Origin of the sequence: Cytobacillus sp. FSL H8-0458, from assembly GCF_038002165.1 — a bacterium.
In the GTDB taxonomy this organism is placed as follows: Bacteria; Bacillota; Bacilli; order Bacillales; family Cytobacillaceae; genus Cytobacillus.
Genome location: NZ_JBBOBR010000001.1, coordinates 3,089,276 through 3,107,969, shown reverse-complemented (window position 1 = coordinate 3,107,969; position 18,694 = coordinate 3,089,276). Strand labels below are relative to the sequence as shown.

The window sequence follows — 18,694 nt, the reverse complement described above, 5'->3', positions numbered from 1 at the left end:
GTAATCTATAAGTTTTTTTGTTTACGGGTTTTAAATGAGGGTATTGCAAAGTTATCTTTAGTTTGAAAGGTAAATGCATGGAGCATTTATTGAATGAATAGTTGGATAATTCGGGATATGCTGCATGACATAATGTTCTTTAAGTCAGCGTAATCCGTTCTTACACAAAAGATTTCTCCTATCATATCATATGAATTTTCAGAAATCAATTATTTATACAAAAAGTTGGATATGGTTTAGAGAGGGAAATAAGCTTTTGTATAAAAAAACTCCATAATTGTAAACGTTTTCATTCCTGGAAATAAAGAAAACGGAAGCATTTCTGCTCCCGTCGGTGTATAAAATAGTGAATATTTATTCGTCTTTTAATTGTTGAAATGCGTTTTGCACCGCATGAATGGTGGCTTGAATATCATCCTCTGTATGCGCGATTGTCATAAACCAAGCTTCATATTTTGAAGGAGCCAGGTTTATTCCCTGATTGAGCATCAGCTTGAAGAACTTTGCAAACATTTCTCCATCTGTATTTTCCGCCTGCTCATAATTCACCACTTTTTCTTCCGTAAAGTAGATTGTCAGGGCACCTTTTAATCGATTAATTGTAATTGGGATGTTATGTTCTTCAGCTGCCTCGCTAATCCCTTTTTCAAGCATTTCTCCCAGTCTGTCCAGATATTCATAGACACCAGGCTGCTTTAAAACTTCGAGACAGGCAATTCCTGATAGAATCGACGCTGGATTTCCAGCCATTGTACCAGCTTGGTAAGCTGGACCTAAAGGAGCTACTGTTTCCATAATTTCTTTCTTTCCGCCATATGCACCGATTGGAAGGCCTCCTCCAATGATTTTCCCCATGGCTGTCAAGTCCGGTTTTACACCAAGCAGGTCCTGAGCGCCGCCATACATAAAACGGAAAGCTGTGATGACTTCATCATAAATGACAAGCGCACCAGCTACATGTGTTAATTCGTTAACCTGTTCCAGGAATCCTGGTTTTGGTTCAACAATTCCAAAGTTGCCGACAATCGGTTCCACCAGCACAGCAGCTATCTGGTCGCCCCATTTTTCCAGCGCTTCCTTATATGGTTCGATTTCATTGAAAGGAACCGTGATCACTTCCTGGGCAATGCTTTTTGGAACTCCGGCAGAGTCAGGGGTTCCGAGTGTTGAAGGACCTGAACCTGCAGCAACCAGTACAAGATCGGAATGGCCGTGATAGCAGCCGGCAAACTTAATAATTTTGTCCCTGCCCGTATAGGCCCTTGCCACACGGATTGTTGTCATAACCGCTTCAGTTCCTGAGTTCACAAAACGGACTTTGTCCAAATTAGGCATTGCTTCCTTAAGCATCCCGGCGAATTTCACTTCATGAGGTGTCGGAGTTCCATATAATACTCCGCGCTCAGCAGCTGTTTTTATGGCTTCTGTAATATGCGGATGGGCATGCCCGGTAATGATGGGACCGTATGCCGCCAGATAATCAATATATTGATTGCCGTCCACATCCCAGAAATAAGCGCCCTGTGCCCGTTCCATTGCAACCGGCGAGCCGCCGCCTACTGCTTTATAGGAGCGGGAAGGACTGTTTACCCCGCCTACAATATGTTCTAAAGCTTGTTTATGCAGCCGTTCAGAATTAGTAAATTGCATGTTAATCCTCCTGATAAAAATCCATTTATATGTCCGTCATTATTTTAACATGTTTGGAAGGGGCTTCGTCCAATCTAAGGGAAGGCGGATTATTCTGTATTTTAAAAATAAGAATTGAAGCAATCTAGTTGTGAAGAAGGCGCTGTTTGTCTAAACTATTTCATTAGGGCATTAATGGGCAGGAGGAGTAAAGATGAAAGATGCAATAACAGTCCAGAATTTAAAAAAGGAGTTTAAAGCTTATTCCAGCCGCTCCGGATTAAAGGGTGCTTTCCGTGATTTGCTTACAAGAAATTATAAGATTGTGCCAGCAGTGAACAATATCAGTTTTAATGTAAAGCAAGGGGAGATGGTTGGGTATATAGGTGAAAATGGAGCCGGGAAGTCAACTACCATAAAAATGCTGACAGGGATCCTGACCCCAACAAGCGGTGAAGTGATCGTGAATGGAATGAACCCTCATAAAGACCGTGAAAAATTCGTCAGCACGATTGGAGTTGTCTTCGGCCAGAGATCTCAGCTTTGGTGGGATATTGCTGTTCAGGAATCCTTCAGGCTGCTCAAGAAGGTGTACAAAGTTACTGATGAGCAATACAACAGTCATATGGCACATGTGATCAATACCCTGGATATTGAACCTCTGCTCGATAAGCCTGTCCGGAAGCTTTCACTCGGGCAAAGAATGAGGTGTGAACTAGCAGCGGCACTCATCCACAATCCGCCGCTCTTGTTCCTGGATGAGCCGACTATTGGGCTTGATGTGCTTGTTAAATTAAAGATCAGAGAGTTTTTAAAAGAAATTAATGAAAAATATAATACAACCATTCTGCTGACTACTCATGATCTGTCGGATATCGAGGCGCTGTGCGAACGCGTAGTGATGCTGGACGAGGGCAAAATCATTTATGATGGAGCCTTAAAAAGCCTGAAGGAAAAATGGGGAGAAGGAAAGGAAATAGAATTCCAGTTCCTTGAAGATGTGACCCTGAACGACTTAAACCGAATTACGGCTTCATCGGAAGTGAAATGGGAAAAGGATGAGAAAGAAGCGATTTTTACAGCCTTTGCCGAGGATAATGATGAACTGATTTCCCTGCTGATTGCCAAGGTGGTTGCGGATTTGAAAGTGAAAGACATCAATATTAAAGAAACTTCAACAGAGGAAATCATAAGAAATATTTATGACCGGGGGATATCTTAATGAAAGAATTTACTTTTACCCGGGGGTGTTCCTGTGGATAAGTATATCGAAATGATTCGGATCCGTTTTTTGATGATGCTTGCCTACAGAACAAATTATTATACAGGCATTCTGATTTACAGCATTAATATTGGTGCTTACTATTTTTTGTGGAGTGCCATTTATGGTGAAAAAGATGCGATTGAGGGTATGTCGGTGATTCAGATGTCGACATATGTAGCTGTAGCCTGGATGGCCAGAGCATTTTACTTTAATAATATAGACCGGGAAATGGCTGCTGAAATTAAAGAAGGAAAAGTAGCGGTGGAGCTGATCCGCCCATATAATTATTTGGGTATGAAAACCATGCAGGGACTGGGGGAAGGGATATTCCGTCTCTTCTTTTTCTCGGTTCCGGGTATGGTCATCGTCTCGTTCATTTTCCCCCTCCAATTTTCTGCGGATTGGACGACCTGGATTTTCTTTGCGGTATCGATTGTATTAAGTTTTTTTATTAATACGCAAATTAATTTGCTGACAGGTATTACCACTTTCTTCTTATTTAATAACACCGGGCTTATCCGGGCAAAAAGAGTGGTGATTGATCTCTTTTCCGGCCTCCTGATTCCTATCAGCTTTTTTCCGGTATGGGCACAGGATGTACTAAAATTTCTGCCCTTTCAGGGTATCAGCTATGTGCCCAGCATGATTTTTACTAATAGCTTTTCAGACAATGAAGCCATCCAGGCGATTCTAATGCAGGGAATCTGGGTTCTAATTCTGATCATACCCATTCAGGTCCTGTGGATCATTGCGAAAAAACAGCTCATTATTCAAGGAGGGTGACGCATGTTTTATATAGCCATTTTCTTTCAATATGTCGCCCAATATATGAAAACAAGAATGCAGTACCGTGCAGATTTATTTGTAGAGATCTTTTCAGATCTTCTTTTTCAGGCAGTTAATTTAATTTTTATCTTAGTCGTCTTTGGGCATACCAATCTGCTTGGCGGCTGGACAAGGGATGAAATCATCTTTATTTACGGGTTTTTCCTTGTGCCATATGCGCTGTTTTCATCGTTCTTTAATATTTGGGATTTTAATGAGAGATATATAGTAAAAGGTGAACTCGACAGGATATTAACCAGGCCGATCCATAGTTTGTTTCAAATCGTATTGGAACGGATGGAGCTTGAATCCTTGTTTGGGGCTGTAACAGGAATTGCTGTTATGATCTACGCCGGAAACAGCCTTGGTTTAGGGATTTCCTGGACTGACCCGTTCTTGTTTTTCTTATTTGTGATAGGCGGAATGCTTGTGTATGGAGGCATCTTTGTACTGATTGCCTGCATCAGCTTTTGGGCAGATGCCAGAACATCAATCATGCCGATGATGTATAACATCGGTAATTATGGAAGGTATCCGGTTGATATTTACAACAGTGTTATACGCTTTGTCCTCACCTGGGTTCTTCCGTTTGCCTTTGTCGGTGTATATCCGGCTTCCTACTTTCTGGGGAAAGAAGAATGGTTTTTGTATTCCTTTTTAACACCTTTAATTGGAATCGTTTTTTTCGGTATCTCGATCCTGACCTGGAATTCAGGCGTTAAGCATTATCGGGGTGCGGGCAATTAGAGCCGGGATAAATCCTGGCTTTTTTTTATTGGACGGACCTTCCCGATGCAGCAAGATGTTTTAGAGACAGGCTGTCATACAGTTCTGGCCATAAGCGTATAAATGAATTGAAAGCATTTCGAAATGAGGTGCAGTATGGCATTTTATTTATCGCTGATTTTAATTGTGCTGTGCATGATCATGAGTCTGCAGACTCTTTTTTCCTCCGCCAAGATAAAGGGAAGATGGGTTTCTGTGGAGAATTTCCTTTATCTCATAAGTTTATATGCAACGATTCTGATTGGGTTTGGGATGATATATATTTGGCTTGATTTACATGGGCTGGTGGTTTTGATGGACGGCACAGAATATATGGAGACCGGTTTCCTCGAGAGGCTGGAGACGGGTTTTTATTTTAGTGCGGTAACCCTTTTTTCTGTTGGGTATGGAGATATCAGTCCTGTTGGAATAGGCAGGCTTATTGCCGTGCTGGAAGCGTTAATCGGCTATGTGATCCCGGCAGCGTTTGTAGCCAGGGTAGTATTTGATGCAGGTGACCGTGCTTTATAATGATATCAGTTGTTTTTGGCAGCAAAGTTGGATAGGCTTAGAGTAAGAAACCTATTCAACAGGAGGAATGACGATGGCAATTGAGATCGGTAAACCGGCTCCGGATTTTGAGCTTGAGGCAAGCAATGGTGAAAAGGTAAAATTATCAGATTACCGCGGGAAGAATATTGTTCTGTATTTCTACCCGAAAGACATGACACCTGGCTGCACGACTCAGGCTTGCGATTTCAGGGACCAGCATCAGAATTTTGCAGATGTGAACGCAGTCGTTTTAGGAGTAAGCCCTGATCCGCTCAGCAGACATGAGAAGTTTATTGAAAAGCATGGACTGCCTTTCCTGCTGCTTGCAGATGAAGACCATAAAGCGGCAGAGGCGTACGGTGTGTGGAAATTGAAAAAGAACTTCGGGAAAGAATATATGGGAATTGAGCGTTCAACCTTTATAATTGACCAGGAAGGCAAGCTCGTGAAAGAATGGCGCAAGGTAAAGGTCAAGGGTCATGTCGAGCAGGCGCTGGAGTATATTAAGGAGAATTTGACCCAGCGCTAAATGGGTTGCCTATTTTTTATCGGAACAAGGCTTTTGTCCATTCCGAAGAACAAGTTTTGCATATCATTTTATTAGGGCATACCTCCTCAGATACTTTTTCGAAACGGACCTGAACGGGTTCGTTTTTTTTATTGTTTTTACCATTCATCGATGGGTGGTATGATGAATAAAAACTATGTTGGAGTGGAGTTTATGAAAATTGTGTCTTCCATTTTGCCGCCCGAAGAGCTGCGCCAGGAAGTAATTCGGGATTTTCCTGAGGGAGATTTCCTGTTTTTTGACGGAATAGAAGCTGCAGGGGAATCCTTTTATAATGCTGAAGTATTTATTACCTATGGAGAAGATCTGACAGAAGAACATATTAATCAAACCACAAACCTAAGGTGGATTATGGTGATGTCAGCGGGAATGGATGAAATGCCTTTGGAAACCTGCAGGGAGAAAGGCATCTTAATTACAAATGCAAGAGGAATCCATAAAATCCCCATGGCTGAATTTGCGCTTGGAACTATGTTAGGGCATGTTAAACAAAGAGCATTGCTGGCTGAAAATGAAAAGGCAGAAGTTTGGAATCGTAATCTGCCAATGGATGAGCTGCATGGAAAAACTTTATTAATTATCGGTGTAGGTGCAATAGGGGGAGAGATTGCAAGACTCGCCAAATGCTTTGGAATGAAAGTGGCTGGAGTGAATAGGAGCGGCCGGGAAAACGCATGGACGGATCGTGTTTTTCCAGTCAGCAGGCTTACCCATGTCCTTCCTGAAGCTGATTTTATCGTTTCTGTCCTTCCGAGCACGCCTGAAACTAAACATCTGTTAAAAGATAAGCATTTCTCTGCTATGAAGAATTCTGCTGTTTTTATGAATATAGGAAGAGGAGATCTTGTTGAGGAGAAAGTGCTTCTATCTGCACTTGAAAAAAACCAGCTTTCACATGCGTATCTAGACGTTTTTGAAAAAGAGCCTCTGCCTGAAGGGCATCCTTTCTGGAGAATGGATAATGTAACGGTCACACCTCACCTGTCAAGCCGAACAAAAAACTATTTACCGAGATCTTTTGAAATTTTTAAGCATAACCTTCATACATATATAAAAAATAACAAAGATTATATGAATGCGATCGATCTTGAAAGAGGGTATTGAAATGAGAATTTATACCAAAACGGGAGATGAGGGGACAACGTCACTAATATATGGGCAGAGAGTCAGTAAGAATGACATTCGCGTAGAGGCCTACGGTTCATGTGATGAAGCGAATTCCATGATTGGATTGGCCTTAAGCCATTTAAGAAGCGAGTATTTCAGCGGTAAAGAAAAAGCGGAACAGGTATTTCATAAAGTACAGACTGACTTGTTCCATGCAGGAGCAGAGCTGGCAACCCCCGCAGGAAAAGAAGTTAAATGGACGATAAAGGAAGAAGATATCACCTTCATGGAAAAGCGAATTGATGAGTGGGAAGCTGATCTTACTGTACTGAATAACTTTATTTTGCCCGGCGGTCATCCTGCAGGAGCGGCATTCCATGTAGCGAGAACCGTTGTGAGAAGAGCGGAACGATGTGCGGTGTCGCTAGGTGGTGAAGTAAATCCGCTCGTATTAATCTATCTGAACCGGCTGTCTGATCTGCTGTTCGTTGCTGCGCGATTTGTGAATCATCATTTGGGCACTGGAGAGCAATCACTGCACGATGAAAAGAGCTGATTCCCTCTATTAAGGTGTTTGTAATATTGACAAATGTGGTAAAAAATTAGTACACTATTTATAAAGATTATAAAGTAAGAATATTTGTTGGAAAAGAGGTGCATGGCGGTGGCGCATATGGAATTAAAAGAGGCGCTGGATACTTTAAAAGACACTGGAGTTCGTATCACTCCGCAGCGTCATGCGATACTTGAATATTTAATAAACTCCATGTCACACCCGACTGCTGACGATATTTACAAAGCATTAGAGGGGAAATTCCCAAATATGAGTGTGGCAACAGTTTACAATAATTTACGAGTATTCCGTGAGGTTGGCCTGGTAAAGGAACTGACATATGGTGACGCATCTAGCCGCTTCGATTTTGTAACCACTCATCATTATCATGTCATTTGTGAAAGTTGCGGCAAGATTGTAGACTTTCACTATCCTGGCCTGGATGAAGTAGAGCACCTTGCTTCGCATGTTACAGGTTTTAAAATCAGCCATCATCGAATGGAGATTTACGGAACATGTCCGGATTGTGCAAGTAAAGAAGCTCACTAATAATTTTAAAGCTGCCGGCGCTTTGCTGTCAGCTTTTTATTTTTAATCCAATAAAAAACCGGCTGTCTGGAGCCGGTCATTTTGAACTTGAATATGGAAGCTAGAGAAAAATCAGCTCTGCTTCGTATTTTTTTTGTTGTATTTTTCATCAAATTCAGCGCCCTCAAGATTTGGATCAAGCGTCAAAGGTTCATTGCAGTACATGCACATATCAACGCGGCCAAGCATCTTTGTGTGTTTTCCGCAATTCGGGCAAACCACCTGCACGGTTTTTGTTGAAAGCATGCCGATCCAAAAATAAACACCGGTGCTGGCAAGAATGCAGAGCATTCCAAGAAGCATAAATATTGTCATGAGCAGAGCGGAATTCCTAAAGAATATTCCGAGATACATAACGATAAATCCGATAAAAATTAAACTAAGGGCAAATGTACGAATCTTATTGATTTTATTTGAGTACTTAGCCATACTGCTCCCTCCTAAAAACTAACTATACCACACTCCTTTTGCTGAAATAAATATTAATATAGAATGGTGTCGAAAAATGTCTCACCTTTAGGAAGGATTTCATTTATAATTGTCGAAGATATACGCTATCAATAAAATGGAGGAATTATGATGGAAGATATTCTCCGTCCTATATACCAGGAACGGGCAAGCCAGACAAACACTCTAGGCGTGATTATGACCGAAAAAATGCAAAAGGCTATTCCTGCTACTGATACATTTGATGCTGTACTGCTGATCCTTGTTGAGGAAGCAGATGAACCTGTATTTGTTAAACATTACACATATAAAGATAAAAAAGCGGCCCTTCATATCGTGACAGATAAGCAGCTTCGCGAATGGATCCTGCTGGGGTCGAACCGGAAAATCTTTGACTGGCTCTATAATGGAAAAGTTCTATTTGACCGAAATGAATATATTCATAACCTGAAGGTGGAATTAAGAGAGTTTCCATTCTATGGGCGAAAATTAAAAATGGGGCTTGAGTTTGCCAAGCTGATCAGACGATATATGGATGGCAAAGCCTTCTTTGAGAACCGCCATTATTTTGATGCCTATAACCATATTGTTCATTCCCTTCATCATCTGGCCAGGCTTGCTGTTATCGAAAATGGATTCCATCCGGAAGTAACTGTCTGGAATCAGGTAAAGCAAATTGAGCCTGAAATAATGAAACTGTATGAAGAATTGGTGAATAGCCAGGAGCCGCTTGAAAAAAGGCTGGAGCTGCTGTTCCTTGCAAGTGAATTTTTAATCCATTCGAGAACGAAACAAGGAATCAGTCATCTTGCTGATGTGCTTGCTGAGAAAGAAGAATGGTCCATCCACGATATTATGAACCATGATGAACTTCATCTTTATGCGGTTGACTTAAGCATGCTTCTTGAGTATTTGATTGATAAGCATTTCATAGAAGTAGTAAACATAGAAACAAAAGGTCAAGGAATTTATCACAGGTATTACAAACTCAAAAAAAAATTATCGTAAAAAAACTTTAAAATCTATTGACCTTTATTTAAATCCTTGTTATATTTATATCCGTCGCTGCGATATGAACGAAAAACATTTTCACAGACGACGGATAACTTTAAAAAAAGTGTTGACAGATAAAATCAACACATGTTATATTGATAAAGTCGCTTCTAAGCGATTAGGTAAAATATAACAAGAGAAATTGATCTTTGAAAACTGAACGAACAAAAACGTCAACGTTTAAATCATTAGTCTTTTATGAAAAGACAACTCGAGCTTAATCAACTCTTATATGGAGAGTTTGATCCTGGCTCAGGACGAACGCTGGCGGCGTGCCTAATACATGCAAGTCGAGCGGACAGATGGGAGCTTGCTCCCTGAAGTCAGCGGCGGACGGGTGAGTAACACGTGGGCAACCTGCCTGTAAGACTGGGATAACTCCGGGAAACCGGGGCTAATACCGGATAACTCTTTTCCTCACATGAGGAAAAGCTGAAAGATGGCATCTCGCTATCACTTACAGATGGGCCCGCGGCGCATTAGCTAGTTGGTGAGGTAACGGCTCACCAAGGCCACGATGCGTAGCCGACCTGAGAGGGTGATCGGCCACACTGGGACTGAGACACGGCCCAGACTCCTACGGGAGGCAGCAGTAGGGAATCTTCCGCAATGGACGAAAGTCTGACGGAGCAACGCCGCGTGAGTGATGAAGGTTTTCGGATCGTAAAACTCTGTTGTCAGGGAAGAACAAGTACCGGAGTAACTGCCGGTACCTTGACGGTACCTGACCAGAAAGCCACGGCTAACTACGTGCCAGCAGCCGCGGTAATACGTAGGTGGCAAGCGTTGTCCGGAATTATTGGGCGTAAAGCGCGCGCAGGCGGTTCCTTAAGTCTGATGTGAAAGCCCCCGGCTCAACCGGGGAGGGTCATTGGAAACTGGGGAACTTGAGTGCAGAAGAGAAGAGTGGAATTCCACGTGTAGCGGTGAAATGCGTAGAGATGTGGAGGAACACCAGTGGCGAAGGCGACTCTTTGGTCTGTAACTGACGCTGAGGCGCGAAAGCGTGGGGAGCAAACAGGATTAGATACCCTGGTAGTCCACGCCGTAAACGATGAGTGCTAAGTGTTAGAGGGTTTCCGCCCTTTAGTGCTGCAGCAAACGCATTAAGCACTCCGCCTGGGGAGTACGGCCGCAAGGCTGAAACTCAAAGGAATTGACGGGGGCCCGCACAAGCGGTGGAGCATGTGGTTTAATTCGAAGCAACGCGAAGAACCTTACCAGGTCTTGACATCTCCTGACAACCCTAGAGATAGGGCGTTCCCCTTCGGGGGACAGGATGACAGGTGGTGCATGGTTGTCGTCAGCTCGTGTCGTGAGATGTTGGGTTAAGTCCCGCAACGAGCGCAACCCTTGATCTTAGTTGCCAGCATTCAGTTGGGCACTCTAAGGTGACTGCCGGTGACAAACCGGAGGAAGGTGGGGATGACGTCAAATCATCATGCCCCTTATGACCTGGGCTACACACGTGCTACAATGGATGGTACAAAGGGCTGCGAAACCGCGAGGTTAAGCGAATCCCATAAAACCATTCTCAGTTCGGATTGCAGGCTGCAACTCGCCTGCATGAAGCCGGAATCGCTAGTAATCGCGGATCAGCATGCCGCGGTGAATACGTTCCCGGGCCTTGTACACACCGCCCGTCACACCACGAGAGTTTGTAACACCCGAAGTCGGTGGGGTAACCTTTTGGAGCCAGCCGCCTAAGGTGGGACAGATGATTGGGGTGAAGTCGTAACAAGGTAGCCGTATCGGAAGGTGCGGCTGGATCACCTCCTTTCTAAGGAATATTTACAAGAAACGTGACGTTCTTTGTTCGTTCAGTTTTGAGAGTTCAATCTCTCAATGAAAGATTCGTTCTTTGAAAACTAGATAATGTTAATGAAGAAGCAATAACCGAGTAATCGCCATCTTAGTTTTTTTCTCTTATTTAAAAATAAGTAAGAGCACAAACCATGAGGACGATGAGCGGCAAGGAGATCAAGGAAGCGACTGAGTGAGCACCGGAGCGTACTTTAGTACGTGAGGAGCGGAGCGAGAGAGCTGACGCAGAGATCTGCAGTCGATCAGCGGCCGAAGTAGGTTAAGTTAGAAAGGGCGCACGGTGAATGCCTTGGCACTAGGAGCCGATGAAGGACGGTACTAACACCGATATGCTTCGGGGAGCTGTAAGTAAGCTTTGATCCGGAGATTTCCGAATGGGGAAACCCCCTATCCGTAATGGGATGGGATCCTTATCTGAATACATAGGATATGGAAGGCAGACCCGGGGAACTGAAACATCTAAGTACCCGGAGGAAGAGAAAGCAAACGCGATTCCCTGAGTAGCGGCGAGCGAAACGGGATTAGCCCAAACCAGGAGGCTTGCCTCCTGGGGTTGTAGGACACTCTACACGGAGTTACAAAGGAACGAGGTAAATGAACAGGTCTGGAAAGGCCGGCCAGAGAAGGTAAAAGCCCTGTAGTTGAAACTTCGTTCCCTCCAGAGTGGATCCTGAGTACGGCGGGACACGAGAAATCCCGTCGGAAGCAGGGAGGACCATCTCCCAAGGCTAAATACTCCCTAGTGACCGATAGTGAACCAGTACCGTGAGGGAAAGGTGAAAAGCACCCCGGAAGGGGAGTGAAAGAGATCCTGAAACCGTGTGCCTACAAGTAGTTAGAGCCCGTTAATGGGTGATAGCGTGCCTTTTGTAGAATGAACCGGCGAGTTACGATTACATGCGAGGTTAAGTTGATAAGACGGAGCCGCAGCGAAAGCGAGTCTGAATAGGGCGAATGAGTATGTGGTCGTAGACCCGAAACCAGGTGATCTACCCATGTCCAGGGTGAAGTCCAGGTAACACTGGATGGAGGCCCGAACCCACGCACGTTGAAAAGTGCGGGGATGAGGTGTGGGTAGCGGAGAAATTCCAATCGAACCTGGAGATAGCTGGTTCTCTCCGAAATAGCTTTAGGGCTAGCCTCATGTAGTAAGAGTCTTGGAGGTAGAGCACTGTTTGGACTAGGGGCCCCCATCGGGTTACCGAATTCAGACAAACTCCGAATGCCAAAGACTTATCCATGGGAGTCAGACTGCGAGTGATAAGATCCGTAGTCAAGAGGGAAACAGCCCAGACCACCAGCTAAGGTCCCAAAGTATACGTTAAGTGGAAAAGGATGTGGAGTTGCTTAGACAACCAGGATGTTGGCTTAGAAGCAGCCACCATTTAAAGAGTGCGTAATAGCTCACTGGTCGAGTGACTCCGCGCCGAAAATGTACCGGGGCTAAACGTATCACCGAAGCTGTGGATTGACATCTTCCGATGTCAGTGGTAGGAGAGCGTTCTAAGGGCGTTGAAGCCAGACCGCAAGGACTGGTGGAGCGCTTAGAAGTGAGAATGCCGGTATGAGTAGCGAAAGATGGGTGAGAATCCCATCCACCGAATGCCTAAGGTTTCCTGAGGAAGGCTCGTCCGCTCAGGGTTAGTCGGGACCTAAGCCGAGGCTGAAAAGCGTAGGCGATGGACAACAGGTTGATATTCCTGTACCACCTCTTTACCGTTTGAGCAATGGGGGGACGCAGGAGGATAGGGTAAGCGCGCTGCTGGATTAGCGCGTCCAAGCAGTTAGGCCGGTAACGAGGCAAATCCCGTTACCACACAGGCTGAGCTGTGACGGCGAGGGAAATTTAGTACCGAAGTTCCTGATTCCACACTGCCAAGAAAAGCCTCTAGCGAGGGAAAAGGTGCCCGTACCGCAAACCGACACAGGTAGGCGAGGAGAGAATCCTAAGGTGAGCGAGAGAACTCTCGTTAAGGAACTCGGCAAAATGACCCCGTAACTTCGGGAGAAGGGGTGCTCATTAGGGTGAATAGCCCTGATGAGCCGCAGTGAATAGGCCCAGGCGACTGTTTAGCAAAAACACAGGTCTCTGCGAAGCCGCAAGGCGAAGTATAGGGGCTGACGCCTGCCCGGTGCTGGAAGGTTAAGAGGAGAGGTTAGCGCAAGCGAAGCTTTGAATCGAAGCCCCAGTAAACGGCGGCCGTAACTATAACGGTCCTAAGGTAGCGAAATTCCTTGTCGGGTAAGTTCCGACCCGCACGAAAGGCGTAACGATCTGGGCACTGTCTCAACGAGAGACTCGGTGAAATTATAGTACCTGTGAAGATGCAGGTTACCCGCGACAGGACGGAAAGACCCCGTGGAGCTTTACTGTAGCCTGATATTGAATTTTGGTACAGCTTGTACAGGATAGGTAGGAGCCTGAGAAGCCGGAGCGCCAGCTTCGGTGGAGGCGTCGGTGGGATACTACCCTGGCTGTATTGAAATTCTAACCCGCGCCCCTGATCGGGGCGGGAGACAGTGTCAGGTGGGCAGTTTGACTGGGGCGGTCGCCTCCTAAAAAGTAACGGAGGCGCCCAAAGGTTCCCTCAGAATGGTTGGAAATCATTCGCAGAGTGTAAAGGCACAAGGGAGCTTGACTGCGAGACCTACAAGTCGAGCAGGGACGAAAGTCGGGCTTAGTGATCCGGTGGTTCCGCATGGAAGGGCCATCGCTCAACGGATAAAAGCTACCCCGGGGATAACAGGCTTATCTCCCCCAAGAGTCCACATCGACGGGGAGGTTTGGCACCTCGATGTCGGCTCATCGCATCCTGGGGCTGTAGTCGGTCCCAAGGGTTGGGCTGTTCGCCCATTAAAGCGGTACGCGAGCTGGGTTCAGAACGTCGTGAGACAGTTCGGTCCCTATCCGTCGTGGGCGCAGGAAATTTGAGAGGAGCTGTCCTTAGTACGAGAGGACCGGGATGGACGCACCGCTGGTGTACCAGTTGTCTTGCCAAAGGCATCGCTGGGTAGCTATGTGCGGAAGGGATAAGTGCTGAAAGCATCTAAGCATGAAGCCCCCCTCGAGATGAGATTTCCCATAGCGTCAAGCTAGTAAGATCCCTGAAAGATGATCAGGTTGATAGGTCAGAGGTGGAAGCGTGGCGACATGTGGAGCTGACTGATACTAATCGATCGAGGACTTAACCAAAACGAAAAGCGGAGGCGACTGTTCAACTTCGAGAGACGTTGGAGAGCCGGCCATTCAAATCCTGGTTTTGGGATTTGGAGGGACGGATCGAAACGGCCGAGAAGTTAGGAGCCGAAGCTAGACAAGTCATTGGTGAATACTCGGCAAATACTTCTTCATGCATTATCTAGTTTTGAGGGAACGAAAAAAAGTAAATTTCCTCTTGAAAAATGATAGAAAGACGGTATAATAATACTTGTCTCTGAAAAAATAGTCTGGTGGCGATAGCGTGAAGGTCACACCCGTTCCCATACCGAACACGGAAGTTAAGCTTCTCAGCGCCGATGGTAGTTAGGGGCTGTCCCCTTGTGAGAGTAGGACGCTGCCGGGCTGTTTTACAAATATCATTATTCCGCAGTAGCTCAGTGGTAGAGCATTCGGCTGTTAACCGAACGGTCGTAGGTTCGAATCCTACCTGCGGAGCCAAATGGAGAGCTGTCCGAGTGGCCGAAGGAGCACGATTGGAAATCGTGTATACGCTAACCGCGTATCAAGGGTTCAAATCCCTTGCTCTCCGCCATTTTAATTTCATATTGGCCCCTTGGTCAAGCGGTTAAGACACCGCCCTTTCACGGCGGTAACACGGGTTCGAATCCCGTAGGGGTCACCATTTTGGAGGATTAGCTCAGCTGGGAGAGCATCTGCCTTACAAGCAGAGGGTCGGCGGTTCGATCCCGTCATCCTCCACCATATTATTTTATTATCGCGGGGTGGAGCACGCCCGAATAACCTTCGAAGGAATTACTTCAGCGCACCGATTGAGCTGCTGCTTGAATAATCTTTCTGAAATCGGGGGCGGTACATCATTGAATAAGCTGCGAGATGAAATACAAAATGTGAGCATAGAAAAATCACATTAATACTATTATCGCGGGGTGGAGCAGTCCGGTAGCTCGTCGGGCTCATAACCCGAAGGTCGCAGGTTCAAATCCTGCCCCCGCAATCCGGTCCGGTAGTTCAGTTGGTTAGAATGCCTGCCTGTCACGCAGGAGGTCGCGGGTTCGAGTCCCGTCCGGACCGCCATTTTTTATATATGGCTCAGTAGCTCAGTCGGTAGAGCACGACCGAATAAGCTGCCTTGAAAGACTTCAGCGTACCGATTGATAAATCGGGACGAAGGACGAAGCCAAATTTTATTTAGGCAAAATATCTTAATATGGCTCAGTAGCTCAGTCGGTAGAGCAAAGGACTGAAAATCCTTGTGTCGGCGGTTCGATTCCGTCCTGAGCCACCTTGTTATGTGATTAGCCGGTGTAGCTCAATTGGTAGAGCAACTGACTTGTAATCAGTAGGTTGGGGGTTCAAGTCCTCTCGCCGGCACCATTTTTTTATGTTAATATGGAGGGGTAGCGAAGTGGCTAAACGCGGCGGACTGTAAATCCGCTCCTTCGGGTTCGGCAGTTCGAATCTGCCCCCCTCCACCATTTATATAGGGGTATAGTTTAATGGTAAAACGAAGGTCTCCAAAACCTTTGATGTGGGTTCGATTCCTACTACCCCTGCCAATATTATTATGGCGGCTGTGGCGAAGTGGTTAACGCATCGGATTGTGGCTCCGACACTCGTGGGTTCGATTCCCATCAGTCGCCCCATATTTTAATGTAACAGTACAAGTGTAACTCTCATATAAATGTATTATGAAACGTTCATTGGGCTATAGCCAAGCGGTAAGGCACCGGACTTTGACTCCGTCACTCGCAGGTTCGAATCCTGCTAGCCCAGCCATTTTGCGGAAGTAGTTCAGTGGTAGAACATCACCTTGCCAAGGTGGGGGTCGCGGGTTCGAATCCCGTCTTCCGCTCCAGAATTTCATTGTTTTTATGGCGGCATAGCCAAGTGGTAAGGCAGAGGTCTGCAAAACCTTTACCACCGGTTCGAATCCGGTTGCCGCCTCCATAATTTAAATCTTGATTCGCTGATACACGCCGGGGTGGCGGAACTGGCAGACGCACAGGACTTAAAATCCTGCGGTAGGTGACTACCGTACCGGTTCGATTCCGGTCCTCGGCACCACAAGATTTACTCCATTTTAATATGCCGGTGTGGCGGAATTGGCAGACGCGCACGACTCAAAATCGTGTTCCGCAAGGAGTGCCGGTTCGACCCCGGCCACCGGTATCAAAAAGCTTTATGAATCAAGACTCTGACGTTATGTCAGGGTCTTTTTTCTTTGCCTTCTAACACGACAAATATAATCAATAATCGTGTGCGTCGAATCGTGTGCGTAGGAGGTAGTAATGGCTAGAAGACAGGAATTATCAGCAGAAGAACTTCGGATAATAAAAAAGAAGATTAACGATGAAGAAGCATTTGAAAGGTTCTTTAATGACTGTTATTTAAGGAACCTTAGACCTGCAACAGTGACTTACTACAAAAATGAATTTCATGCTGCAATTAAGATTATTGGTAAGCAGCTCGTTGAATGTCATCAGAAGGATATAGAGATTCTTTCATTAAAAGTAAAGAGTTAATGAAAGTAACAACAATCAATATTCGTTTACGAGCATTAAGAGCTTTTTATAACTTCCTTTTTAAGAACAAGGTTATTGAAGTAAATCCAATGAAGAACATCAAATTACTTAGAGACAGACAAAAGACAATTGAAACTTTGGATGATCGTGAAATTGAAAAGTTAATTGCGGTAATGAGGAAGCAGAAGTCCTTTGTTTCGTTTAGAGACGAAGTAATCTTACTGGTGTTTTTAGATACTGGTATAAGACTATCTGAGCTTGTAGGAATTGAAGTGGAAGATATAAGGGGTAACACGGTTATTATACGTAAGACAAAAAACTCATTTGAAAGAACTGTCTATTTATCAGAAATTACACAGGAACAGGTTAAGAGATACATTAAAATCAGAGGTCAAGTTGAAACAGAAAGTTTATTCATAAATCGAGATGAAGGCGAACTAAATCCTCATAGCATCCAAACAAGATTCACAAAGTATGGTAGCCAGGCTCAAATAAGCAAAAGAGTAAGCCCACATACTTTTAGGCATACAATGGCCAAACGAATGATTATGTCAGGTATAGATGCATTCTCCCTCATGTATCTTCTAGGACATACAGATATCACAGTTACAAAGAGGTATGTAAACCTTTGGGGAACAGATTTAGAAAAAAAGCATAAGGCATATGGAGCTCTCAAAGGTTTAAAACTATAATTTTACGAACGTGTGTTCGCTATATATAATAAATAAAAGAGGGGTGGATTCGCGGTCCAATACCCCTCAATACACTGCACAGAAGATAAACCTCTGCTAACTAAAATTTTAGCATGTTTTCTTTCCTAGTGCAAAAGGAGAGAGTAAAATGAAGCTCATGCCATTATTGAGCGGTAAAGGCTTTGTAATGTACAACAAACAGTTGGCACACACAGTATCGGTTAACGGAGCAATAATTTTTGGACAGCTTTGTTCTAGTTATGAGAGTTTTGGAAGTAAGGGTATGTTAACAGCCAGGAATGATAAAGAATACTTCTTTCTGACAAGTGAAACACTGAAGGAAGAAACTGCACTTACTTATAAGCAGCAAATGAAAGCAGTAAAAGAACTGGAGGATGCTGGCTTTATTGAAACGAAGATAATGGGAGTACCATCAAAAAAGTACTTCCACATTACAGATAAAATTGCTCAGGAGCTTGTAAAGCCCAGCTCTTACAAAAGGGAAGACCTGAAAGACAAGCAAGGGACTGTCGGAAAGCCTTCTGAGACATCCTCTAGGAATGACAAAAGGTCAATCCTACCCTTGACCAAAGATACAGGCAAGCATGTACAAAAGGGTTCCGCTATTAAAAATAAAAATAAAAAAGAACAATATAAAGATAACAAAAATAATATTGATAATTATCAAGGAAAAATTACCAAGTCATTAGAACCTAACCAATTTAAGTCTTTAATGACCGATGCTGTTAATGAATTTTATACGAAATTTGCTTTAGGAAGATGGAGCAAAAAACAGTGGGGAACACTTGTAGATCAATTTGTAACTGAAACAATTGAGAGTGGACGATACGCTAATATTCTGGAAGATAAGATTAAGGGATATGCTTATAAGTCACTTCAAAGAATGTGTGACCATTCGGATTACAAACGTTCAGAGGAATTTGCTGAGTATCAAGAATTAATGATGGAGTTTGTTCGAAGAAGAGAAAACGATGACTATGACGAGTTACCCTATTAGTCATTAATCAGGATATATCCCAGAGGCCCAGAATTGACCCAGATGGAACGGAGAAAGGGAGATAATATAAATTATTATCTCCTCTTTTTAGGTCTTTAAATAAAGA

At 44.5% G+C, this 18,694-nt stretch carries 14 protein-coding genes, 16 tRNA genes and 3 rRNA genes; 31 read left to right on the top strand and 2 right to left on the bottom strand.

The genetic code is table 11. The features are described from left to right. Positions 1-354: 354 nt before the first annotated feature. A complete protein-coding gene (locus tag NYE23_RS15265) occupies positions 355-1,650 on the bottom strand; it encodes a glutamate-1-semialdehyde 2,1-aminomutase (RefSeq protein ID WP_341079042.1) in 1,296 nt (431 codons plus the stop codon). 193 nt (positions 1,651-1,843) lie between these two features. Here NYE23_RS15265 and NYE23_RS15260 point away from each other — a divergent pair, with 193 nt between their 5' ends. The 8 genes from NYE23_RS15260 to perR all read left to right on the top strand — a co-directional run bounded on the left by NYE23_RS15260 (position 1,844) and on the right by perR (position 7,812). After that, complete coding sequence (locus NYE23_RS15260; protein ID WP_341079041.1) at positions 1,844-2,851, top strand: ABC transporter ATP-binding protein; 1,008 nt, start codon at positions 1,844-1,846, stop codon at positions 2,849-2,851. 33 nt (positions 2,852-2,884) lie between these two features. Continuing rightward, positions 2,885-3,676 carry an ABC transporter permease gene (locus NYE23_RS15255; RefSeq protein ID WP_341079039.1) on the top strand — a complete coding sequence of 264 codons (792 nt, stop codon included), beginning with the start codon at positions 2,885-2,887 and terminating at the stop codon, positions 3,674-3,676. A 3-nt stretch (positions 3,677-3,679) separates the two neighbouring features. Then, complete coding sequence (locus tag NYE23_RS15250; protein ID WP_341079038.1) at positions 3,680-4,465, top strand: ABC transporter permease; 786 nt, start codon at positions 3,680-3,682, stop codon at positions 4,463-4,465. A gap of 135 nt (positions 4,466-4,600) precedes the next feature. Beyond that, on the top strand, positions 4,601-5,014 hold the full coding sequence (locus NYE23_RS15245; protein ID WP_341079037.1) for an ion channel: 414 nt from the start codon (positions 4,601-4,603) through the stop codon (positions 5,012-5,014). A 73-nt stretch (positions 5,015-5,087) separates the two neighbouring features. After that, positions 5,088-5,564 (top strand): thioredoxin-dependent thiol peroxidase, encoded by a 477-nt coding sequence (gene bcp / locus NYE23_RS15240; RefSeq protein WP_341079036.1) that lies wholly within the window; start codon positions 5,088-5,090, stop codon positions 5,562-5,564. 162 nt (positions 5,565-5,726) lie between these two features. Further along, the gene (locus NYE23_RS15235; RefSeq protein ID WP_341079035.1) at positions 5,727-6,707 is read left to right on the top strand and encodes a D-2-hydroxyacid dehydrogenase; all 981 of its coding nucleotides are present in this window, start codon (positions 5,727-5,729) and stop codon (positions 6,705-6,707) included. A gap of 1 nt (position 6,708) precedes the next feature. Continuing rightward, entirely contained in the window at positions 6,709-7,266 is a 558-nt protein-coding gene (locus NYE23_RS15230; RefSeq protein ID WP_341079034.1) for a cob(I)yrinic acid a,c-diamide adenosyltransferase, read from the top strand. 108 nt (positions 7,267-7,374) lie between these two features. Continuing rightward, positions 7,375-7,812 (top strand): peroxide-responsive transcriptional repressor PerR, encoded by a 438-nt coding sequence (gene perR / locus NYE23_RS15225; protein ID WP_162272000.1) that lies wholly within the window; start codon positions 7,375-7,377, stop codon positions 7,810-7,812. Between the two features lie 111 nt (positions 7,813-7,923). Here perR and NYE23_RS15220 read toward each other — a convergent pair whose 3' ends face one another. After that, positions 7,924-8,280 (bottom strand): YgzB family protein, encoded by a 357-nt coding sequence (locus tag NYE23_RS15220; RefSeq protein ID WP_048010460.1) that lies wholly within the window; start codon positions 8,278-8,280, stop codon positions 7,924-7,926. Between the two features lie 150 nt (positions 8,281-8,430). Between NYE23_RS15220 and NYE23_RS15215 the strand changes: the two genes are divergently transcribed. The 23 genes from NYE23_RS15215 (at position 8,431) to NYE23_RS15105 (ending at position 18,588) form a co-directional block, all read left to right on the top strand. Then, entirely contained in the window at positions 8,431-9,306 is an 876-nt protein-coding gene (locus tag NYE23_RS15215) for a nucleotidyltransferase-like protein (RefSeq protein ID WP_076260375.1), read from the top strand. Between the two features lie 274 nt (positions 9,307-9,580). After that, positions 9,581-11,131, top strand: a 16S ribosomal RNA gene (locus NYE23_RS15210). Between the two features lie 301 nt (positions 11,132-11,432). Then, positions 11,433-14,368: ribosomal RNA gene (locus NYE23_RS15205) — 23S ribosomal RNA — on the top strand. A gap of 253 nt (positions 14,369-14,621) precedes the next feature. Continuing rightward, positions 14,622-14,738, top strand: a 5S ribosomal RNA gene (gene rrf, locus NYE23_RS15200). Together the 16S, 23S and 5S rRNA genes with 16 tRNA genes alongside form the textbook arrangement of a ribosomal RNA operon. A 20-nt stretch (positions 14,739-14,758) precedes the next feature. Further along, positions 14,759-14,833: transfer RNA gene (locus tag NYE23_RS15195), tRNA-Asn, on the top strand. 3 nt (positions 14,834-14,836) lie between these two features. Then, positions 14,837-14,927 (top strand) — tRNA-Ser (locus tag NYE23_RS15190). Positions 14,928-14,942: 15 nt separating this feature from the next. Continuing rightward, a tRNA-Glu gene (locus tag NYE23_RS15185) sits at positions 14,943-15,017 on the top strand. A 4-nt stretch (positions 15,018-15,021) separates the two neighbouring features. Then, a tRNA-Val gene (locus tag NYE23_RS15180) sits at positions 15,022-15,097 on the top strand. Between the two features lie 179 nt (positions 15,098-15,276). Then, a tRNA-Met gene (locus NYE23_RS15175) sits at positions 15,277-15,350 on the top strand. A gap of 3 nt (positions 15,351-15,353) precedes the next feature. Then, positions 15,354-15,430, top strand: a tRNA-Asp gene (locus NYE23_RS15170). 135 nt (positions 15,431-15,565) lie between these two features. After that, positions 15,566-15,638 (top strand) — tRNA-Phe (locus NYE23_RS15165). A gap of 16 nt (positions 15,639-15,654) precedes the next feature. Next, positions 15,655-15,730: transfer RNA gene (locus tag NYE23_RS15160), tRNA-Thr, on the top strand. A 17-nt stretch (positions 15,731-15,747) separates the two neighbouring features. After that, positions 15,748-15,831 (top strand) — tRNA-Tyr (locus tag NYE23_RS15155). Between the two features lie 7 nt (positions 15,832-15,838). Then, positions 15,839-15,912 (top strand) — tRNA-Trp (locus NYE23_RS15150). Between the two features lie 11 nt (positions 15,913-15,923). Further along, a tRNA-His gene (locus tag NYE23_RS15145) sits at positions 15,924-15,999 on the top strand. A gap of 58 nt (positions 16,000-16,057) precedes the next feature. Continuing rightward, a tRNA-Gln gene (locus tag NYE23_RS15140) sits at positions 16,058-16,132 on the top strand. A gap of 4 nt (positions 16,133-16,136) precedes the next feature. After that, positions 16,137-16,211: transfer RNA gene (locus tag NYE23_RS15135), tRNA-Gly, on the top strand. Positions 16,212-16,229: 18 nt separating this feature from the next. Further along, a tRNA-Cys gene (locus NYE23_RS15130) sits at positions 16,230-16,303 on the top strand. Positions 16,304-16,331: 28 nt separating this feature from the next. Next, positions 16,332-16,420 (top strand) — tRNA-Leu (locus NYE23_RS15125). A 23-nt stretch (positions 16,421-16,443) separates the two neighbouring features. Beyond that, positions 16,444-16,525 (top strand) — tRNA-Leu (locus tag NYE23_RS15120). A gap of 119 nt (positions 16,526-16,644) precedes the next feature. Next, positions 16,645-16,878, top strand: a complete 234-nt coding sequence (locus NYE23_RS15115; RefSeq protein ID WP_341079033.1) for a hypothetical protein — start codon at positions 16,645-16,647, stop codon at positions 16,876-16,878. After that, positions 16,830-17,570, top strand: coding sequence for a tyrosine-type recombinase/integrase (locus NYE23_RS15110; RefSeq protein ID WP_341079032.1), 741 nt, complete (start codon positions 16,830-16,832; stop codon positions 17,568-17,570). Before NYE23_RS15115 ends, NYE23_RS15110 begins: the two co-directional genes overlap by 49 nt. Before the next feature lie 148 nt (positions 17,571-17,718). Then, a complete protein-coding gene (locus NYE23_RS15105; protein WP_341079030.1) occupies positions 17,719-18,588 on the top strand; it encodes a hypothetical protein in 870 nt (289 codons plus the stop codon). Positions 18,589-18,694 lie beyond the last annotated feature (106 nt).

What these genes read in the sequence shown, in the direction of transcription:
- NYE23_RS15220 (WP_048010460.1), bottom strand. Translation starts at nt 8,280, where the DNA reads ATGGCTAAGTACTCAAATAAAATCAATAAGATTCGTACATTTGCCCTT.
- NYE23_RS15230 (WP_341079034.1), top strand. Translation starts at nt 6,709, where the DNA reads ATGAGAATTTATACCAAAACGGGAGATGAGGGGACAACGTCACTAATA.
- NYE23_RS15260 (WP_341079041.1), top strand. Translation starts at nt 1,844, where the DNA reads ATGAAAGATGCAATAACAGTCCAGAATTTAAAAAAGGAGTTTAAAGCT.
- NYE23_RS15110 (WP_341079032.1), top strand. Translation starts at nt 16,830, where the DNA reads ATGTCATCAGAAGGATATAGAGATTCTTTCATTAAAAGTAAAGAGTTA.
- NYE23_RS15215 (WP_076260375.1), top strand. Translation starts at nt 8,431, where the DNA reads ATGGAAGATATTCTCCGTCCTATATACCAGGAACGGGCAAGCCAGACA.
- NYE23_RS15250 (WP_341079038.1), top strand. Translation starts at nt 3,680, where the DNA reads ATGTTTTATATAGCCATTTTCTTTCAATATGTCGCCCAATATATGAAA.
- NYE23_RS15235 (WP_341079035.1), top strand. Translation starts at nt 5,727, where the DNA reads ATGAATAAAAACTATGTTGGAGTGGAGTTTATGAAAATTGTGTCTTCC.
- NYE23_RS15245 (WP_341079037.1), top strand. Translation starts at nt 4,601, where the DNA reads ATGGCATTTTATTTATCGCTGATTTTAATTGTGCTGTGCATGATCATG.
- NYE23_RS15105 (WP_341079030.1), top strand. Translation starts at nt 17,719, where the DNA reads ATGAAGCTCATGCCATTATTGAGCGGTAAAGGCTTTGTAATGTACAAC.
- NYE23_RS15265 (WP_341079042.1), bottom strand. Translation starts at nt 1,650, where the DNA reads ATGCAATTTACTAATTCTGAACGGCTGCATAAACAAGCTTTAGAACAT.
- bcp (WP_341079036.1), top strand. Translation starts at nt 5,088, where the DNA reads ATGGCAATTGAGATCGGTAAACCGGCTCCGGATTTTGAGCTTGAGGCA.
- NYE23_RS15115 (WP_341079033.1), top strand. Translation starts at nt 16,645, where the DNA reads ATGGCTAGAAGACAGGAATTATCAGCAGAAGAACTTCGGATAATAAAA.